This window comes from Microbispora amethystogenes (assembly GCF_016863015.1).
Lineage (GTDB): Bacteria > Actinomycetota > Actinomycetes > Streptosporangiales > Streptosporangiaceae > Microbispora > Microbispora amethystogenes.
The window spans coordinates 1-19,331 of record NZ_BOOB01000058.1 but is presented as its reverse complement, the minus strand read 5'-3'; the positions used below and the strand labels follow the sequence as shown (position 1 = coordinate 19,331).

General features: G+C 69.1%; 15 protein-coding genes, 1 tRNA gene and 1 pseudogene. 6 read left to right on the top strand and 11 right to left on the bottom strand.

Annotation, left to right across the window (positions count from 1 at the left end):
- The first annotated feature begins 192 nt into the window (after nt 1-192).
- The 3 genes from tmk (at nt 193) to Mam01_RS32020 (ending at nt 4,392) form a co-directional block, all read left to right on the top strand.
- Nucleotides 193-2,256: a dTMP kinase gene (tmk, locus tag Mam01_RS32030; protein WP_204288924.1), complete on the top strand. Its 2,064-nt coding sequence runs from the start codon at nt 193-195 to the stop codon at nt 2,254-2,256.
- A gap of 3 nt (nt 2,257-2,259) precedes the next feature.
- Complete coding sequence (locus Mam01_RS32025; protein WP_204288923.1) at nt 2,260-3,453, top strand: DNA polymerase III subunit delta'; 1,194 nt, start codon at nt 2,260-2,262, stop codon at nt 3,451-3,453.
- A gap of 87 nt (nt 3,454-3,540) precedes the next feature.
- Nucleotides 3,541-4,392: a PSP1 domain-containing protein gene (locus Mam01_RS32020; protein ID WP_204288962.1), complete on the top strand. Its 852-nt coding sequence runs from the start codon at nt 3,541-3,543 to the stop codon at nt 4,390-4,392.
- Between the two features lie 552 nt (nt 4,393-4,944).
- Here the strand turns inward: Mam01_RS32020 and Mam01_RS32015 are convergent.
- The 4 genes and pseudogenes from Mam01_RS32015 to Mam01_RS32000 form a co-directional block, all read right to left on the bottom strand.
- Nucleotides 4,945-6,756 (bottom strand): caspase family protein, encoded by a 1,812-nt coding sequence (locus Mam01_RS32015; RefSeq protein WP_204288922.1) that lies wholly within the window; start codon nt 6,754-6,756, stop codon nt 4,945-4,947.
- A 9-nt stretch (nt 6,757-6,765) separates the two neighbouring features.
- A complete protein-coding gene (locus Mam01_RS37065) occupies nt 6,766-7,119 on the bottom strand; it encodes an effector-associated constant component EACC1 (RefSeq protein ID WP_239101778.1) in 354 nt (117 codons plus the stop codon).
- Nucleotides 7,120-7,588: 469 nt separating this feature from the next.
- Nucleotides 7,589-8,352, bottom strand: a pseudogene (locus Mam01_RS32005) (transposase family protein).
- 228 nt (nt 8,353-8,580) lie between these two features.
- Nucleotides 8,581-9,504: an alpha/beta hydrolase gene (locus tag Mam01_RS32000; RefSeq protein ID WP_204288920.1), complete on the bottom strand. Its 924-nt coding sequence runs from the start codon at nt 9,502-9,504 to the stop codon at nt 8,581-8,583.
- Nucleotides 9,505-9,618: 114 nt separating this feature from the next.
- On the opposite strand from Mam01_RS32000, the gene Mam01_RS31995 reads away from it, so the two are divergent.
- Both Mam01_RS31995 and Mam01_RS31990 read left to right on the top strand, forming a co-directional pair.
- On the top strand, nt 9,619-9,948 hold the full coding sequence (locus Mam01_RS31995; RefSeq protein WP_150939640.1) for a winged helix-turn-helix transcriptional regulator: 330 nt from the start codon (nt 9,619-9,621) through the stop codon (nt 9,946-9,948).
- A gap of 55 nt (nt 9,949-10,003) precedes the next feature.
- Nucleotides 10,004-12,187, top strand: a complete 2,184-nt coding sequence (locus Mam01_RS31990) for a helicase-associated domain-containing protein (RefSeq protein ID WP_204288919.1) — start codon at nt 10,004-10,006, stop codon at nt 12,185-12,187.
- A gap of 10 nt (nt 12,188-12,197) precedes the next feature.
- Here the strand turns inward: Mam01_RS31990 and Mam01_RS31985 are convergent, their stop codons facing one another.
- Nucleotides 12,198-13,796 (bottom strand): alpha/beta hydrolase, encoded by a 1,599-nt coding sequence (locus tag Mam01_RS31985; RefSeq protein ID WP_204288918.1) that lies wholly within the window; start codon nt 13,794-13,796, stop codon nt 12,198-12,200.
- Nucleotides 13,797-14,166: 370 nt separating this feature from the next.
- Here Mam01_RS31985 and Mam01_RS31980 point away from each other — a divergent pair.
- Nucleotides 14,167-14,243 (top strand) — tRNA-Thr (locus Mam01_RS31980).
- A 70-nt stretch (nt 14,244-14,313) separates the two neighbouring features.
- Here the strand turns inward: Mam01_RS31980 and Mam01_RS37060 are convergent.
- The 6 genes from Mam01_RS37060 to Mam01_RS31950 all read right to left on the bottom strand — a co-directional run.
- On the bottom strand, nt 14,314-15,465 hold the full coding sequence (locus Mam01_RS37060) for a tyrosine-type recombinase/integrase (protein ID WP_239101777.1): 1,152 nt from the start codon (nt 15,463-15,465) through the stop codon (nt 14,314-14,316).
- Entirely contained in the window at nt 15,465-15,686 is a 222-nt protein-coding gene (locus Mam01_RS31970; protein ID WP_204288917.1) for a helix-turn-helix domain-containing protein, read from the bottom strand. The genes Mam01_RS37060 and Mam01_RS31970 overlap by 1 nt, the downstream gene beginning before the upstream one ends.
- Entirely contained in the window at nt 15,683-16,813 is a 1,131-nt protein-coding gene (locus tag Mam01_RS31965) for an AAA family ATPase (RefSeq protein WP_204288916.1), read from the bottom strand. The genes Mam01_RS31970 and Mam01_RS31965 overlap by 4 nt, the downstream gene beginning before the upstream one ends.
- A complete protein-coding gene (locus Mam01_RS31960) occupies nt 16,810-17,715 on the bottom strand; it encodes a bifunctional DNA primase/polymerase (protein WP_204288915.1) in 906 nt (301 codons plus the stop codon). Before Mam01_RS31960 ends, Mam01_RS31965 begins: the two co-directional genes overlap by 4 nt.
- A gap of 67 nt (nt 17,716-17,782) precedes the next feature.
- Nucleotides 17,783-18,082, bottom strand: a complete 300-nt coding sequence (locus tag Mam01_RS31955) for a hypothetical protein (protein ID WP_204288914.1) — start codon at nt 18,080-18,082, stop codon at nt 17,783-17,785.
- A gap of 185 nt (nt 18,083-18,267) precedes the next feature.
- On the bottom strand, nt 18,268-19,331 hold a 1,064-nt coding region (locus Mam01_RS31950), incomplete at its 5' end, for a hypothetical protein (protein WP_204288913.1).

Here is a 19,331-nt window from a genome sequence, read left to right as displayed (position 1 = left end):
CCCTCACACCCGTCCCCTGAGCCACGCCGCCCTCATGAGCCACCTCGCCGGGCTCGCGGCGGGAATCGGCGCAGAGCATTGCCGCCATCATGAGAGCGAGGACGAGGCGGACGTAATACCCTCAGGCGACGAGCAGGCCCGAGCGGCCCGCTCCGTCCCCAGCCCAGCGAGCACCCTGGATACGCTGACATCATGAGCACCCCTGCCCGGGCCGCCGCGCGACGCAAGCAGCCGCACGTGCTGGCGAACGCGCCGTTCCGCAGGCTCTGGACGGCCATGGCGACGTGCAGCCTCGGCGACTGGCTCAACATCATCGCGCTGACCGCCCTCGCCGGTAACCTCACCGCGCCTTCCGGCTTCCAGACGCAGAGCCTCGCCATCGGCGGTGTCTTCGTCGCCAAGATGCTGCCCGCGATCCTGCTCGGCCCGCTCGCGGGAGCGGTGGCCGACCGGTTCGACCGCAGGCTGACGATGGTCGTCGCCGACGTGCTCAGGTTCGCGGTGGTGCTGTCGATTCCGCTGATCGGCGGCTACCAGTGGCTGCTCGTCGCGACGCTCCTGGTCGAGTGCGTGAACCTGTTCTGGGTGCCGGCCAAGGACGCGACCGTGCCCAACCTGGTGCCCAAGGAGCGGCTGGAGGAGGCCAACCAGCTCAACCTCCTCGTGACGTACGGCACCGCTCCCGTCGCCGCGGCCCTGTTCGCGGTGCTGTCGGGGGTCATCACCACGATCTCGGCGGCCGTACCGGCGTTCACGGTCGCGGCGACCAGCGTGGCGCTCTATCTCAACGCGCTGGCCTACCTCGCCTCCGCCGTGATGATCTTCACTCTGCGGGCGATCCCGAAGGACCACGTCCGCCACGTGGCCGCGCCGTCGGTGCTCAGGCAGATCACCGAGGGCTGGCGGTACGTCGGCGGCAACCGGGTGGTGCGGGGGCTGATCATCGGCATGCTCGGCGCGTTTGCCGCCGGGGGCGCGGTCATCGGCGTCGCCAAGGCGTACGTGCAGGTGATGAGGGGCGGCGACGCGGGGTACGGCACGGTGTTCTGCGCCGTCTTCCTCGGCATGGCGTTCGGCATGTTCTTCGGCCCCCGGCTGCTGGGCGGCCTGTCGCGGCGGCGGATGTTCGGGTTGTCGATCCTGTGCGCGGGCGTGACGCTGGCCGCGATCGCGCTCATCCAGAACCTGGTCGTCGTCGTGGTGCTGACGGTGGTGCTGGGCGCCTGCGCCGGCATCGCCTGGATCATCGGTTACACCATGATCGGCCTGGAGGTCGAGGACGGGCTGCGCGGCCGCACGTTCGCCTTCCTGCAGTCACTGGGCCGGGTCGTGCTGCTGCTGGTCGTCGCGGTGGCCTCGGCGCTGGCCGCGCTCTTCGACCGGCACTACCTGCGGATCTCCGAGCTGACCTACCGCTTCGACGGCGCCAACCTCGTGCTGCTCCTCGGCGCGCTGCTGGCGGTGGCCGTCGGCGTGCTGGCGCTGCGCCACATGGACGACCGGCCGGGCGTGCCGATCGGGGCCGACCTGCTGGCCGCCCTGCGGGGACGGCGGTTCGTTCCCGACGAGGCCGAGCCCGCACGCGGGCTGTTCATCGCGTTCGAGGGCGGCGAGGGCTCGGGCAAGACGACCCAGTCGCGGCTGCTCGCCATCTGGCTGCGCGACCAGGGTTTCGACGTCGTGCAGACCCGCGAGCCGGGCTCGACCAAGGTCGGCATGCGGCTGCGGGCGATCCTGCTCGACGCCGCCCACCAGGGGCTCTCCGCCCGCGCCGAGGCGATGCTGTACGCCGCGGACCGGGCCGAGCACGTGGAGAAGGTGATCGTGCCCGCGCTGCGGCGGGGCTCGACCGTGATCACCGACAGGTATGTGGACTCGTCGCTGGCCTACCAGGGTGCGGGGCGGTCGCTCGACCCGGAGGACGTCGCGAAGATCAACAAGTGGGCGACGGGCGGGCTCGTCCCCGACCTCACCGTGCTCATCGACGTGCCGCCGTCGGTCGGGCTGCGGCGGATGGCCTCGCCGGCCGACCGCATCGAGGCCGAGCCACTGGAGTTCCACGAGCGGGTGCGCCGGGAGTTCCGCGCGCTGGCCGCCGCCGACCCCGACCGGTATCTCCTGGTGGACGGCACGCTGGAGCAGCGGGAGGTGACGCTCCTGATCCAGGACCGGGTGCGGGACATCCTCCCCGATCCGGTGCCGCAGGAGGCCGAGGAGGCCACCGGCACGATGCCCGCCATCCGCGACTTCGGATAGCGCATGACCGTCTACGGAGATCTGATCGGGCAGGACCGGGCGATCGGCGTGCTGCGGCGGGCCGCCTCCGCCGCCGCCGAGGCCGTCGCCGGAGGCCGCGGCGCGGGCATGACCCACGCCTGGCTGTTCACCGGCCCGCCCGGCTCGGGGCGGTCCACGGCCGCCAAGGCGTTCGCGGCCGCGCTGCTCTGCCCCGAGCAGGGCTGCGGCCACTGTGACGCCTGCCACCAGGTCGAGGTCGGCTCGCACCCGGACGTCACCTTCGTACGGCCCGAGGGCCTTTCGTACGGCGTGCGGCAGACACGGGAGCTCGTGCTCAAGGCGGCGGGGGCGCCCACGCTCGGCCGCTGGCGGGTCGTGCTGTTCGAGGACGCCGACCGGGTCACGGAGCAGGCGGCCAACGCGCTGCTCAAGGCGATCGAGGAGCCGCCGCCGCGGACGGTGTGGCTGCTGTGCGCGCCCTCCGCGGACGACATGATCATCACGATCCGGTCGCGCTGCCGGGTCGTGACGCTCGGCACGCCCTCCACCGAGGCCGTGGCGAACGTGCTGGCGACCCGTGACGGGGTGCCCCACGACGTGGCGCTCGACGCCGCGCGGGCGGCGCAGGGGGACGTCGGCAGGGCTCGCCGCCTCGCCCTGGACGAGGAGACGCGGCGCCGCCGCGCCGAGGTGCTGTCGATCCCCCGTTCACTGACGGGCGTGGCGGAGTGCATCACCGCCGCCGAGCGCCTGGTGAAGACCTCCACCGAGGACGCCGACGCGGCCACGACCGCGCTGAACGAGGTCGAGACCGCCGAGCTGCGCAGGGTCTACGGCGAGGGGTCCACAGGCAAGGGGCTCAACAAGGGCCTGGTGCGGGGCGGCGCGGGGGCGCTCAAGGAACTCGAGACCATGCAGAAGTCGCGCGCGACCCGCATCAAGCGCGACTCGCTCGACCTCGCGCTGCTCGAACTCATGGCGTTCTACCGCGACGTGCTGGCCATGCAGTTCGGCGCCTCCGTGGAACTCGCCAACGAGGACCGCCGGCACGAGGTGGAGACCGTCGCGCGGGCGTCCACGCCCGAGGACACGCTCCGCCGTACGGAAGCGATCATGAAGTGCCGGGAGCGGCTCGCGGCCAACGTCCACCCACAGATCGCCGTCGAGGCGATGACCCTCGCCCTCCGCTCATCCGGAGTTGTCCACAGAGGATGATTGCCAGTCCCGGGCGGGACGTATGGTGGTTCCGGGCGCTCGGCGCGCGACTGCTGTACACAACCGAGGAGGGCCGGCTCTTTGGGCATGATGATGGCCGTGAGCTTCACGCGCTACGGACGGCTCTACTACCTCGATCCCGGTGCTCACTCGCCGAAGGTCGGTGACAAGGTCCTGGTGCCGACGGACTCCGGTCCGGAGGTCGCCGAGTGCGTGTGGGCGCCGCAGTACGTGAGCGAGGACGTCGAGGGCCTGCCCGTGTGCCAGGGCGTCGCGGGCGAGGAGCACCTGGCCAGGGACGAGGCCAACCGCCGCCGCCGGGCGGAGGCCCGCAGCGTCTCCAAGCGGCTGATCAAGCGGCACGAGCTGCCGATGAAGGTGATCGGCGTCGACTACCTCGACGCCGAGAACGTCTACACCGTCTACTTCTCCGCCCCTCACCGGGTGGACTTCCGCGCGCTCGTGCGCGACCTCGCCCGCAACCTGCGGGCGCGGGTCGAGTTACGGCAGATCGGCCCGCGCGACGAGGCCAGGATCCAGGGCGGCATCGGCCCCTGCGGCCGTGACCTGTGCTGCGCGACGTTCCTCAAGGACTTCGAGCCGGTCTCCGTCCGCATGGCCAAGGACCAGGACCTGCCGGTCAACCCGCTCAGGATCGCCGGCGCCTGTGGCCGGCTGATGTGCTGCCTGAAGTACGAGCATCCGCTCTACCAGGAGTTCCGGGCCTCGGCGCCGCGATCCGGCCTCGCCGTGGACACCCCCGAGGGCCCTGGCACGGTGGTCGGGCACAACGTGCCCTCCGACTCGGTCATCGTCCGCCTCAACGACGGCGGCCGCCGCTGCTCCTGCTCCCGGGCCAGCGTGTGCGCCCCCCGCAAGGCCCACGACGCGACGTACGGCAGAGCCGACACGGTGGGCGTTAGCGATCAGGAGGAGTAGTCCACGTCCTTGGACGTCAGTGGATCGTTCACCTTCGGGCGCTCTACGTCAGCTCAATAGTCACGGCAGCCCGCATCGCAGCAAACTCGCTGGCCTGCCTTAAGACAGTTTTCGCTGTCTGTGCACTTGGATTTAGGTGGGCTGGCGACCGCCATGGAGCCTTGAACGCCCTGAGGCTTCCAGCTCTGTGCGCAGGTGCGGGCTTTGGCCGTACACTCCGTCGCCGGTCACCCACCTTGCCGGCGTCCAGCGCGCGTGCGACCATCCGCGTGGCCGGTTCGCCCTTGGTGACGAACTGGCGGTCCTGCGGTACTCCCGCTCACCAGCACCGCTCGACATTGCCGTCCATGCCTGAGGCAGGTAGAGCTCCCGTCGGCGGTGCCGTTACTCGCGCTGTACGCCGACCGTGCAGGTGCCCTTCGTCAGGACACCGGTCTCGTCCGCCACCAGCATCGCCCCGTCCTGCCAAGCCCTTCCAGCCGTACAAGCCTAATTGAAATGGCGCGTTCCACCAGGCCCTGATTCCTATCTCTGGATCGAGCGCCTCGACGCTCACGCATTCCTGGGGGGTTTGTCATGTCGATTATCCGTCGATGCTTCTGATCTAATCTTCCGAGCCCGAGAGCTTCGAATATCCTTCACAAGAAAAACCATCAACACAACTAGCGGCGCTTCGAAAAAAGCGTTACCGATGACAGCATAAGTTGCGTTCTCATATCCGCCTGAAGCTGCGGCGCCGATGGCACCCATCGTCATGACGCCGAAGAGTATCGTTCCTGTGATTAGTAGCGTCCTTCGCACTATTCTTTTCGCTCCTGATTGAGGCGCCGGGCGGGGTGGCGCATACTCTACCTTGGCTCTTTTCGCTTCTTGCTGAGAGAGCTGAAGAACATCGGCTGTTTTTTGGCCAGACATGTACTGGTCTCTGTTATCAGACTGTTGCGGGGCGAGACTAGCTGGAGGAGAAGAACGCTCAGTGTCCATGCTCTGGCGCACCGTCGACTTCTTCACCGATTCTCCCCCGTAGGCCCAAAGCGTGCGCGCAATCTGATGGCGTGAGGCGCTAAGGACATTGATGGAGCAGAGAGCGATGGCGCCCATCTTGGGTATGAATTGGGGCCCTCCTCCGAATGTATCGAAATCGGGAAAGATGTCTGCTTCGTTGAGCCATACAACTATATGGTCGTTGCCATTTGCTCGCTCTATGTCTACTGCGCTGACAAACTCCCAAGGAATCCAGGTAGTTCCACTGCGGGCGAAAAGTTGAATTCCTTGGCTTCCGATTTCGAGCCGCACCGGAGATCGCGCCATTTGTAGGAACCCAAAAATCAGGACCAGTAAGAAAAGTCCTAGAATGGCAAGGGGGATTTTTACAATCAGCGATAGCTGAGCCGTTGCGGCTATCAGGCAGGAGAGGAGCCCAAGGATGGTCGTTAGGATGGACAGGGTCCAGTACATGTGCCTACGCCCATGGAAAATGGTATAGTTACCGCTCTCGTTGCCCCTGGAGGCCCGAAAGACGTCCCACTTCAGACCGGGTGGCGTGCGGGAGGTGTGAGAGGCTTTAGTGCTAATTGATTCCTGCTGTTGAGTTCCCAACGCGCCAGAAATGGCAGTAGAAGAAAAGGCGTTATTCGGCGCAAGAGCTATCGATCCTGCAGTGCGCGTGGCCCGCTTATCTGGGATGGATAGCCCCTCCGCTTCCATCCCAGCCCGGAGCTTGCGGTATAGGTAGTCGATGGTGAGTAGCTCAGGCCCTCCAACAACACCATCTTTCAGGAGTTGCAACAAACGCCCGCTGAATGCCGTGTACTCTTCGTCTGGCAGCACCAGAGCTGCTTGATTGCTCTGTGCAGAAGTGAGAATGTACGTACCATGGACATCGAGCTGGCCTAGAACAGCGGTATCGGGGTCGGCCATAAGATCGCCCAAAGCGCGTCCAGAAAAGCAGCAGTCCAGAATAGCTATCTTATTTGCGGCAGGGCTGTCGAGGATTGCGCTGCGCAGTTTGTCATATTCCAGTGAATTAAATTCAGGGCTCTCCCATTCGCTGTCGGGTAAAGCAAGATACAGTTCGTGACGTTTGCCGCCTATCAGTCCGTGCCCGGCATAGTAGACTAATAGCAGATCCTCTGCCTGGCTTGTTGCTATTCGGAGTTGGCTACCAAGTCGCCGTAAATCTCCTTCGTCTACCAAGGTTAGGCAATGAGACTCAAGGAGTATTCCGCCTGGAGAGCCTGTGAGGACTCTTTTCAACTCGGTGATGTTATTCCGAACGGTAGGCAGGTCATTTAGCTTCCCATCCGCGTAACTGCTGCTTCCTATCAGGATCGCCCAGGAGTGCTGCGGATTTGGAAGTCGCATCTTCTGTCCTTACTCCCCCGGGTGGAGGGTCTGCTTCAGCAAGGTTTCAATCTGATCTTGATCTATGCGCTTGGCATCGATCTCAATATTGCGGCCGTTATCACTCTCGATTCGAATGCGGATGTCTGATCTGCGCGGCTGCGATAGCCACGTTTTCAATGACGAGGCGAGAACCGACAATGCGCCCCCTGATCCTAGAGCGATGACAACTGCGTCCATGGGAGCTCCTAGCTCGCCTGGGCGTGGAGCTGGGCCATCAAGGCGAACGCGGCCAGCTAAGGAATGCTCGCCCTTGAGCCAATCGTTCAGCGACTCCAGATGTGAGACCTCTTGGTATCCGGGAAAAGAAATACGCGCTTCCATTTATTGCCTTCTGGTATCTGCGGTTTTTTGCGGGTCTGAGAAGTGGGTGAAAAGCAAGGTTAGCTAGTGATGGCCTCGTCGGCAATCGGCGTGACGATAATTGTAGGGGTTCCTCCTGATTGCGTATATTTATGTAGTCTTGTACCGCTTTGATTCGGTTCGTCGTCGTGCGCGTCACAATCTGGCCTCGAGGCCTCTCCTGCGGTCTTGTTGTTCCGCAGGCGCAATGTTCGGACGGGGCTTATCACTGGCGGCTTCTGCCGCCAGCTAAGCATCGACGATGCTCTCAGCAAGCGCTACGGCGTCGCGGCCCCGCCTTGCGCAGATGTGGACAGCTGGACATGATCTGTCATGTGCGCTCCCTCGCCCTGAGAAGGTCGCGACAGAGCCGGTGGAGACCTACCTTTATTGAACACATCGCCATACGCAGAGGGCCCCTCAACGAGGGGCCCTCTATAATGAGCCTTTTTCATCCTGAGTAGCGGTCATCTTCGACGGCTTGCACGATGAGGGTGGCGCGGTGAGGGCAGCAGCGGAGCTTCGACAGCAGCTTCCACGCTTTCAGGGTCGCGACGGCGCGTTCGCCGAGGGCTCGGATACGTGCGTGGGCGCGGTTGACCGCCTTCTGCCCGCGCGACAGCCGGGGACGGTGCCGGTGACGCTTGAACGGGGTGCGAACCGTGCCGCCCGCGCCTTGGTAGCCCTTGTCGGCGAAGATCATGACGCCGTTGACGGTCAGCGCATGGATCAGGCCAACGATGCGAGCTGCGGTCAGGTCGTGCACGGCCCCGGGGAGAGCCGGGGAGGCCCACACCAGGCGGCCGGAGGGATCGGCGAGGACCTGGACATTCATCCCGTGGCGCTTGTGCTTGCCCGAGTAGTACGGCCCCTGGTCGGCGACGCGGTCGATCGGGATGAGCGTGCCGTCGAGAATGGCGTAGGCCAGCCGGGCGGCCCGGAGCGCGGCAGCCTGCACATCGTCGGCCAGGGCCGCCAGCAGGTCGACCGACTCACGCACGTACCTCCATGCGGTGGTGATCCCGATCGCGAAGCCGGCCGCCGGGCGAGCGTAGGTGTCCCCGTTACGCAGGTGAGCCAGCACCAGCAGCGCCTGCTGCTCGGGCTGCAGGCGCCGCCACCGTCTGCGGCGCTCGGCGCGGCGGGCACGGATGAGCTCGGCCAGGCGGACAAGGGTGCGGTTCGACAGGGGAATGTGGCAGGGTAAGACAGCATCGAGGCTTCCGGTTGGGGCATCGGATCTTGGTCGACTGCTGTCTTACCGGGAGCCTCGCCTCACCCTCAACTCCTCTGGCCTGCTCGCCTCCTGTGCCCGTCCTGACCAGCGTGATCAGGATGAAAATGGCTCAATGGAACTTTCAACGAGTGCGCGGCTTCGAAAGAGGCAACGCGTACGGCGAGGCGCGGACGACGACCACCGCCGGCGAGCCCGAATGAACCCGGTCAGAGGTGGTCGTGCAGGAAGGCGGCCGTCGCGTCGGCGGCCTGGGTGACGTAGGGCTCCACGTCGTAGAGATCGATGTGCTCTCGACAGTCCAGCCAGACCACCTCCTTCTCGCCCGGGCTCCGGCCGGCCAGCTCGGCCGCCAGTTCCGGCGCGCAGTAGGCGTCGGCCCGGCCGTGCACGACGAGCAGCGGCGTCGCGGCGAGAAGCGGGGCGGCTCCGAGCGCGTCGAGGGTCATCAGCGAGTGGAGCGACCCCCGGGTCACCTCGTTCACCCAGTGCGGCGACGCCGAGCGGGAGGTGCCGTAGTAGGCGTACGGCTCGGCGCCGGGCATGGCGGCCTCGCCGTCGCCGGGCGCCACCGCGGGCAGGGGTTCGTCGTACCGGTCGAGGAAGCTCCCGAGCGCGGCCCGGTAGGCGTCGAGGCCCATCCGGTCGGCGAACCAGGCCGGGCTGTTGTACGCGCCGGCGATCCCGGCCACGGCCCGCACCCGGGGATCGGAGGCGGCGGCCCGCACCGCGTATCCGCCGCCGAGGCACACGCCGACGAGCCCGATCCGGCCCGGGGTGACCTCCGGCCGGCCGCCGAGCAGGCTCACCGCGGCCCGGAGGTCGGCGAGTTTGCCCTCGCTGTCTTCATGGCCCCGCCGCCCGCCGCTCTCGCCGAACCCCCGGTGGTCGAAGGCCAGGGTGACCAGGCCCGCCCGCGCGAGGCGGTCCGCGTACAGCCCGGTGACCTGCTCCTTCACGCCCGTGAACGGCCCGGTGAGCGCGACGGCGGGGGCGGGCAGGGGAAGATCCGGCAGCCGGAGATCCCCGGCGAGATCGACACCTCCCGCGGAGAACGTGACGCGTTCGGTCCGTACGGCGGTCGTCGGCCGGCCTTCCCCGGCCGCATGGGTGTGGATCGTGAGATCGCTCATGTCCGTGTCCCCGTCCTAGTGTGTGATCTCGCGGTGAGCGTGAGGCTAGGCGTGCCTGGACCACGGCGCCAGAAGGCACTTCGCGGTGCCCATCCCACAGGGCAGGGAGACGAGATGGATCCGGTGATCCCCGACGTACTGGAGGAGACCTGCGCGACGCGGCAGGCGCTGGAGCGGTTCGCGGCGAAGTGGCGGGTGCTGGTGATCTACGCGCTGCTGGCCGGGCCCCAGCGGCACGGCCAGTTGCGCCGGCGGCTGCCGGGCATCACCCAGAAGGTGCTGACCGAGACGTTGCGCGGCATGGAGGCGGACGGGATGGTCGAACGCCGGGTCGTCAAGGACACCGCGCCCCAGCACGTCGAGTACGCGCTGACCGATCTCGGCCGTACGCTGCGCGAACCACTGGGCGCCATCTGCGCCTGGGCCGCGGAGCACGCGGGCTGAGGAGGACATCCCGGCGTCGGCCCGGCGGGCGGCGGAGCGCGGGTAGGGTGCCGTCGTGAGCACGCCCCGGCATCTGACCACGTGGTTGAGGACCAGGTCGCCCGACGAGCGGCGGCTGCTGCTCGCCCGGGTGGGGTTCGTCGTCGACGAGGACATCCCGCCGCAGGACCTGGCCCGGCTGCTGCTCCGGCGGCAGGCGGTGGTGCCGCTCGTGCGGTTCTGCACGCTGCCCCAGCGTCAGGCGCTCTCGGCCGTCGCCTGGCTGGCGGCGCGGCGGCACGGGCCGCTGGGTTATCACCTGGAGGGGGACGATCCGGCCGGCCGCGCCGTGCCCCGCGCCGACGTGCTCGACCTGCTGGCCGGGCCCGACCTCGACCGGCGTACGGCCGCCGACGCCGTCCTGGACCAGTTGGCGGGCATGGCGCTGGTGCTCCCGCCGCACGGCGACCAGGTGATCGTGCCCGGCGCCGTCCACATGGACCTCGCCGGCGAGACGGGGCTCGGGCGTCCGGCCGCCGACCTCTTCGCCGCCCACTTCAACGCCCCCGAGGTCCACGCGATCGCCGACGCACTGGGGTTCCCGAAGGCCCGCGTACGGGAGGTCGCGGAACGGAACGTGCTCGGCCTGCTGGGCGACCCCGAGCGGGTGCGGGCCCTGGTCGCGGGCGCCCCCGCGTCCGTACGGGACTGGCTGGCCCGCCTCGTCGGGCACGGATCACGGCTGCGCACCCACGCCTACCACTTCCACAGCGGGTACGGCTACCAGCACAACGTCAGGTACGTCGTCCGCCCCGGAGGTTCCGGCGACCCTGACACCGACTGGCTGGTGGCACACGGCCTGCTGCTCCCGGCGGGGCCGCCCGACGTGGCCGAGGTGCCGTTCGAGGTGGCCACGGCGATCCTCGGCGGGCCGCGCGTGCCGTTCGCCCCCGAACCCCCGCCGCCCCCGGACGACCTGCCCGGCGCGGAGGGGGCGGAGGGGACCGCGCAGGCGGCCGCCACCTCCGCGCTCTCCCAGATCGAACGCCTGCTCGCGGCGTGTGTCGGTCAGCCGCCCACCCTGCGCAAGGCCGGAGGGCTGGCGGTGCGGGACACCAGGCGCCTCGCCAAGGCCGTCGGCGTGGGCGAGGACATCGCGAGGTTCTGGATCGACCTGGCCACCCAGGCGGAACTGCTCGGCCTGCACGCCGAGCCGGTGCCGCGCCCGAAGGGGCACCGCGGCAAGCTGCCGGAACCGATGGTGAGCCTGCTGCCGACCACCGAGTACGACACCTGGCTCAAGCGGCCGCCCGTCGAGCGGCTGGCCAGGATCATCGGGACCTGGGCGACCCTGCCGGCGACCTACACCTACTGGCCCGCGGAGGCCGGCACGCCCGTCGCCCTCACCGAGCCCACCGACCCACACGCGGTCAGCCTCAGGTACGCCCTGCTCGAAGCCCTCGCCGCGGTGCCGGCCGGGAAGGGTCTTCCGGCCGACGGTCTCCACTACCTGATGCTCCGCGCCGCCTGGCATCGCCCCCATCACGTCTCGGCCGCGCGTCTCGGCGCCGAGCAGGCGGGCGCCATCCTGCGCGAGGCCGGCCTGCTCGGCGTGACCGCCGGGGGCACCCTCACGGTTGTCGGGCACGCCGTACGGGACCTGCTGGTCAGCGGTGAGGCGTGGCGGTCACCGGAGGCCGCGCTGGCAGCTGCCCTGTCGGCCATGTTGCCGCCCGCCCAGGCCACCGCCCGTTTCCAGGCCGACCTGACGGCGGTGGTCCCCGGGATGCCCGACTCGTCCCTCGCCGAACTGCTGGACGACGTGGCCGAGCGCGAGTCGGAAGGGCACGCGGTGGTCTGGCGGCTGAGCGCCGCGACCGTGCGCCGCGCGTTCGACCAGGGCTACGAGGCCGACGGCCTGCTCGCGCGCCTGGCCGCGGCCGCGGAGGGGCCGCTGCCGCAGACCCTCGAATACCTGGTCAAGGACACGGCCCGCGTACACGGCCGGATCCGGGTGGTGCGGTCCGGGTGCTGCCTCCGCGCGGACGACGAGGCCCTCGTCGAGGAGCTCTCCCGGGCGCATGCGCTGCGCGCGCTGGGCCTGCGCAAGATCGCGCCCACCGTGCTGATCAGCGCCGCCGGTGAGGAGGAGACCCTCGCGCGGTTGCGGGCCGCGGGCTACGCCCCCGCGCTGGAGTCCGAGACCGGGGCGACGGTCGTCGAACGGGCCGGCACGCGTCGCGTACCGGCCCGCTCGTGAACCGCTCGGCTCAGGTCGCCTTGGGGCAGACCGTGCCGTTCTTGGGCGCGCGCAGTGTGAGCAGGTAGTCGTCGACCGCGGTGTCCACGCAGGTGGAGCCGCTGCGGTAGGCCGTGTGGCCGTCGCCGTCGTAGCCCAGCAGCACGCCCGAGGTCAGCTCCTTCGCGAGCCCCTGCGCCCACTCGTACGGCGTGGCGGGGTCGCGCAGCGTGCCGACGACGAGGATGGGCGGCGCGCCCTCCCCCTTGATCGGCTTGTCGGCCTCGGCCGACTTCGCCGGCCAGTACGCGCAGGGCAGCGACCCCCACATCACGAACGGCCCGAAGTGCGGGGCCATCTTCCCGGCCGCGTCGGCTGCCTTGCCGTACGCGTCGAGCGACGTGGGATAGCGGTGGTCCACGCAGTTGACGGCCATGTTGGCCTCGGTCTGGTTCGAGTAGGTCCCGTCGGACCGCCGGTCGACCAGCAGGTCGGCCATCCGCAGCAGGGAGGTGCCGTTGCCGTGGATCATGGCCTGGCCCAGGGCCTGCCGCAGCTGGGGCCACGCGGTGCGCTCGTAGAGCGGGGTGGCGATGCCGAGCACCGTCCACGCCTCGTTGACGACCCGGCCGTCGCCGAGATCGTTCTTCAGCGGCTGCCGGTCGGCCCTCGCCAGCAGGTCGCTGATCTCCTTCATCGCGCCGTCGACCGTACGGCTGGTGAAGGGGCAGGCGCCGTCGAGGAAGCAGTCTTCGGCGAACGCCTCCAGCGCCACCTCGAAGCCCTTGGCCTGCACCTCATTGGACTTGATGGCCGACATGGCGGGGTCCACCGCGCCGTCGAGCACCAGCGCCCGCACGTTCTTGGGGAACAGCTCGGCGTACATCGCGCCGAGATAGGTGCCGTACGACTTGCCCAGATAGGTGAGCCCCGCGTCGCCCAGGACGCCGCGCAGGACGTCGATGTCCCTGGCGGCGTCGGCCGTGCCCACGTGCGGCAGCAGGCGGGCCGACTGGGCCTCGCACCGCTCCGCGAACTGCTTGGACGCATTGTCCAGCTCGGTGACCTCCGCCGGACTGTCCGGGCTGGAGTCCATGCCGACGTACTTGTCGAGCTGGGCGCCGGTCATGCAGTGGACGGGAGTCGACTCGCCGACGCCGCGCGGATCGAAGCCGACGACGTCGTACTGCTCGCGCACCCGCTCGCTGACCACGGACTTGGCGGCCCGCGCGTACTGGATGCCCGAACCCCCCGGCCCGCCGGGGTTGATGAGCAGCGAGCCGGTCCGCCTGCCGGAGGCCGGCAGGCGGATCGCGCTGATCTCGATGCGCTCGCCGGAGGGCTTGGTGTAGTCGAGAGGCACCTGGATCCTGGCGCACTGGAACCCGTCGCCGCAGTCGCTCCAGTCGGGCCGCTGCTCGTAGAAGGCGCGCAGCTCCGACGCGGGCGTCCGCATCGCCGGGACCGCCTTGGTCACACCGGGCTGCTGGGACGTGGCCGGGGTGCGGGCGGAGCAGGCGCTGATCGGCAGCAGTGCGATCACCGCCGCGGCGGCCAGGCGCCGGCCCGGGCCACCGCTTCGCCGCTTCGTCCTACGTGTGACCTTGGCGGTCTGGCCGGCCAGTCGCATGCTCGTCGTTCCCCTGCCGTCGTCTGTGTGACGAGGACCAGCATGCCGCCTGCCAGGAGGAGCGGCCACCGGACGCGACCGGTTCCGGAGAATGTCCTGCGGCGTCCGCCGGGCGGATGACCTGGCCGGGAGAGACGGAGCGTTTCTCCTGTGACACCTGCGCCTGGCTTGTCCCGTTTCCTGGTCAAGAGACGTTCCCGAGGCGGCGAGGGAGAATTTACCCGGCCCTGCCGATCACCCCCGCTCACCGTACGAGTCGCCCCGTCTCCGGAGCGCCGCGGCAGCCCCTGCGGGCGCGGCACACCGGACGGCCGACCGGTGCACGAGAGCCCGGCCGACCCTGTAGACTGTGCGAAGCCGTACGCGGCGTGCCGCCTTAGCTCAGTCGGCCAGAGCACTTCACTCGTAATGAAGGGGTCAAGGGTTCGATTCCCTTAGGCGGCTCCAGCTCAGAAGCCCTCTGGATCTCTCCAGAGGGCTTCTGCGTGACTAACTGCGTGACTACGCTTCCCCGATCTCAGGTCTTGAAGATCTGATCCATGACCACGGCACCCTCTTGAAGGACTGGCCGGATCTGCTTGCGGTAGACCAGTTCGGTGACGGCCGTACTGCTGTGGCCGACCAGGCGGGAGATCTCTTCGAGCGGGATGCCTTGGTCGGAGAGCAGTGACACGAAGCTGTGGCGCAGCTCGCGCGGCGTCCACTTCGCCGGGTTGAGGTCGGTCTCAGCGATGACGGCCCGGAAGGCACGCCGGACGTTGTGCGCGTCCAAGGGCGTGCCGACCTGCGAGGCGAACACCAGGCCATGTTCCTGCCAGCGCTTGCCGGCGGTCTTCCTGTCGGTCTCCTGTTGAGCCTTCTGGACTTTCAGGGCGTCCACACAGCGCTGTGGAAGCGCGAGAGTGCGGCGGGACTTCCGGGTCTTGGTGTCTCCACCAGAGCGGACAGAGCGCCACACGGCTACGTACGGCGGTACGGGCGGCTCTGCGTCTGGGTCCCCTTTCAGGTCCACGTGATCCCAGGTCAGCGCTCGCAGCTCCTCCGTACGTGCCCCGGTGAGTAGGGCCAGCACGAGGTAGCCGTACATGCGGGTGCCCTCGGCGGCTTTGAGCACGGCTTCCGCCTGAGCCAGCGTGAGCGCCTTGGACGGACGGCCCGTCTTGCCGCGGGGGATGGAGCAGAGTTCCACCACGTTCCGCTTGACCAGGTCGCGCGCCATCGCGCGCTTGATCGCCCTGTTCAGGTACGAGCGGATGAGGCGGAGCGTGCTCGTGCTGAGGACCTTCGCCTTCTCCGCGAGCCACTTGTCCACATCCTGTGCACTGAGGTCGCGGAGCTTGCGCTTCCCCAGAGCGGAGACGACGTGAACACGGCAGAGGATGACCCCTGCTTCGTAGGTGGCTTTGTCGCGCTGGCTCAGCACGTACGTCAGCCAGTCATTCACGGCTCGCTCGACGGTGTAGTCACCCGGGGCGATGGCCAGGCCATCCTCGTAGTCCCTGAGTACTTCCTTGAGCTTGGCCTTGGCTTCCGTCTTGGTCTTGCCGCTTCCCCGTTTGACGATGCGCTTGCCGTCCGGGGCGTAGCCGAGACTTGCGGTCGCGATCCAGCGCTGGCGCTTCTCGTCCCAGTGCAGACCGCCGTCCCCCCTGCTGCGTCGCTTGGTCATCAGGCGGCGTCCTCGGCTTCCTTCTCCAGTAGAGCGATGTAGTCACGGAGGGCACGGGCCGTGAACCGGCGCGCGCGGCCCTGCTTGACCGAGCGCAGGCGCCCGGTGCGGATCTGGTCGTAGATGACGGTTCGGCTCATGCGGAGCATGCGCATGGCGTCGGTGACGCTGTAGAGCTGGGTGTCATCGAGCCGGACCCTGTCCGGCGCTGAGGTGGTCATGACGGGTGGCACTCCTCACCGGGGACAGCGGGGACGCCAGGCAGGGTCAGGTGTCCCTCATGATTGGTTGTGTTGGTGCTGGTCAGGTTCGGTCCGGGGACTGCGGGGACGCTGGGGACAGCTCCAGGGAGCCGGTAGCGTCCGGCGGCGTCCACGCAGAGTTGGCCGTCGCCGGCCATGCGCTGGCAGGTCTTCTTGACGTTGTCGTAGCCGAGCCCGATGGCGTCAGCGATGGCCTTGGGTGCGCTGTTCGGCTGCTGGCGAAGGTGGCGGACGATGGCCGCGCGGGTGTCGGACAGGGTGTGGTCTTCGGGCGGGCCGTCGAGTAGATGCCAGATGCCGGCGGCGGGCTGGAAGCTCATGGCGTACTCGGCTTCCTCCACGTCGCGCCCGGTGACGTGCAGCACGCCGTCAGCGGTCCCTCGGGCGCGCTTGAGTACGAGCGTGGCGTCTGCGGCACCGGCGATGCCGTTGGTGCCGGAGACCTCGGCCAGGAAGTCGTCAGAGCCCATCTTGCGGACGTGATGCACGAGCACCACGGCCACGCCGTAGCTGTCGGCAAGGCGCTTGGCGTGGCCCATCGCGGCGTAGTCGGCGTCATAGGCCGAAAGGCCCGGCGCGGTGGTCCCGCGTACCTTGGCGAACACGTCGATGACGACCATGCGCGCGCCGGGGTTGCGCTCCAGCCACCGGGCGATGGCCTCTTCCCCGCCCTGCGGGAGCGTCGGGCACGAGGTGGCCAGCGTCAGGTCACGGGGCGCGGGCTTGCCGCCCAGGATCTTGCGCATGCGGGACTGGAGACGGCGCGGGGTGTCTTCCAGCGCGAGGTAGAGCACCGGCCCGGGCTCGACCGGGATGGCCTCCAGCGCCTTCCCTCCGCCTGCTACGGCGATGGCGGTAGCCAGGGACAGCCAGGACTTGCCGACCTTCGGCGGCCCGGCAAGCAGGTTGAGCCCTTCGGCGATGACGCCGGGCACGGCCCACCGGGTTTCGGGGAAGGTCATGGCCATCAGTTCGTCGGCGGTCCACGAGGTGCGGAACGGCGCCGACGCGCCCGCCGGTCCGCCGGGCACGTGGACGGCATCACCGGAGACCAGGCGCAGGTGGGCAGGGCGCTCGCCGTTCATGCGGCCACCGTTCGCGGGCGGCGGGCACCGGCCCGAAGCCCTGAGGCGATGGTGCGGGTCGCTTCGCCATACGGTTGGCCGACCTGCTGGGCGGCATCGGTGAGCCAGGCGGTCACGTCGGCCTCGGCCAGCTCGCCACCGGCCACGAGCTGGCCCAGCGCCACGGACGCCCGGTAAAGCGCGTTGTTGTGGCCGTGGGGCGGTGAGCTGGTGACCCGCTCAAGCTCGGCCAGGACGGCGGCGCGCAGGTAGGAGCCGCGCCGGTCGGTGGAGACCAGCGGCACCGTGACCGGGCGCTGTGGCGGCAACGGGGCAGGGATGAGCCGTTCGGCCAGCCAGGGGGGCAGCGGGGCCGGGGGCGCGTTGTAGACGACTTCGTAGGTGCCGGTGCCGTCGGGCAGGTCCACGAAGCTGCCGGGGCCGACGACGTAGCCGCCGGCCGCGCGGGTGTCGATCAGCCAGCCGAGCCCGTTGCCCTTGTCGCCTTCGGTGTTGCGCAGCTCGATCCCGTCCGGCGCCGTGTAGTACAGGTGCGTCCCGCCGCGCCGGGTGCGGACATGGAAGGTCTCCAGCGTGGGGAAGGGTTGTCCGGCGCGTTCGCAGACCAGCGCGAGGGCGTCCGCGCCGTCGTTGACGCCGGGCAGGTCCCAAGCGGGTGGGGGCGTGTCGCCGGGCTTGGGGGTGTCGAGATCGAGCACGACCAGGCGGGAGGGTCCGCAGGCAATGCCGATGTTGTACGGGGTCCGCGCCCAGAACCGGCGTATGACCTCGGGGTCGGTGGTGTTGTGTTCCTTCCAGGGCCAGCCCTTGAGCGGGACCTTGTCCCCGGGGACGAGCGGGAAGACGTGCCAGCCGCGGGCGGCGGCGGCCAGCGCGTAGGGCAGGGTTGGCGGGTGGTTCATGACGCGTGTTCCTCCCTGTGGTGTGCGTGGGCGGGGAGCAGGTCGAGCAGGGTGGCGGTGGTGGTCGTCACAGGTGGCGGAGGTAGTTGAATAGGCGGCGGCCCCAGCGCAGGCGTAGGCCGGTGGCGTCGCAGTGCCGGCACCAGCGGCGGACGCGCCCCTTGGGCGTGATGGTCTTGCCGTGTCCGTCGCAGCGGCGGCACCGGGCGAAGGGGGCGGCGGCGCATGCGGCGGCGTAGCCGAGCGCCCACACGAGGGCGGCCAGGGTCAGCCAGGCGAGGATCACCGGCAGGGCGGGCAGCGCGTCGGGGAGGGTCGCGGTGGTGGTCGCGTGGTGGATGGTCGCGGTCGCGGCCAGATGGGTCATGGCAGGGCTCCAGAGGCGGTTTTCAGGCGTGGCGAGCCGAGCCCGCTACCCGCGACCTGCGGATATTCGGGCTGGTCAGAGACGGTTTGGGCGGTCGCGGGGCAGGTCGCGCCGCCGCGACCGGTCGCGGGTGAGTCGCGACCCGGCGAACCCCTCGGGCGGGGTCCGCCGGGCGGGCGCCGGGCCTATCCGGTGGTGGCTTCCCGGCGGTTGATCGCGGCGGTGACGGCGGCCTTCTTGGCGCCCTTGAGCGCCTTGCCGTCCCGCTTGATGTCCACGCTCGGCACGCCCAGCGCGCGGAGCTGAGCGGAGATCGCATCGCCGGTCACGTCGGCGTAGTGCTCGGGGATGCGCTCGGCCAGCCGGGCGGCGATCAGCGCCCACGGAAGGCCGGTCTCCGAACCCTGGAAGACGCTCGCCGCGTCGGCCAGCACGTCGCGCACCTCACGAATGGCGGCCTGCCCGGCGGCGTAGCCGGACAGCGTGCCGGCGCGCTCGCGGAGCTTGCGCGCGGTCTGGAGGATCTTCTCGGCGTCTTCGGCGTCGGCCAGGTGGAACCGCACGGTCGGGGTGTCGTCCCCGGCGCCGCGCAGCAGGCCAACCCCCTTGTAGGAGGGCAGCAGGGCGGAGGAGTCGAACCCTTCGGAGTATGCCCCGGAGCCCAGCACGAGATCGGAGACCTGCCATGAGCCGGTGCGCAGGGCGATGCGGACCTGGTGGTTGTCGCGGAAGCTTGTGAAGGCGGTGGCGGTGTCACCGGTCCCGACTCCGCCGGGCTTCTGCGTGGCATCGAGCACGATGACTCCGGCGGCGGGGGCGACCTTGACCAGGTACACCAGCAGGCCAGCGATCTCCTTGTTCAGCTCCTTGTCCCCGGTGTCGAAGTACTCCTGGCACTCATCGATCACCACGAGCCGGACCGGCATGCCGTACTTCGGGTCACGGGCGATCTCGCGGGTCAGCTTGCCCTCCGGGCAGATGTCCACCGGCAACTCGCTGAGCTTCTGATACCGGGCCTGCACATCGGCCTTCAGGTCGCGAAGCGTCTGAACGAAGATCTCCAGCGGGTCACCGTCCCGTGAAGGGGTGAACCCGAAAGAGCAGGAGTGCGCCACGAGGGCGAACTTGCGCCAGTCCGGGGAGCCCTTGCCGTCGAACACCTCCAACTGCACGTACGGGTCCAGCGCGGCGTACAGGGCCAATAGGCGGGCGGTGAAGCTCTTGCCCTGCCTCGGCTGGGCGCCCACCA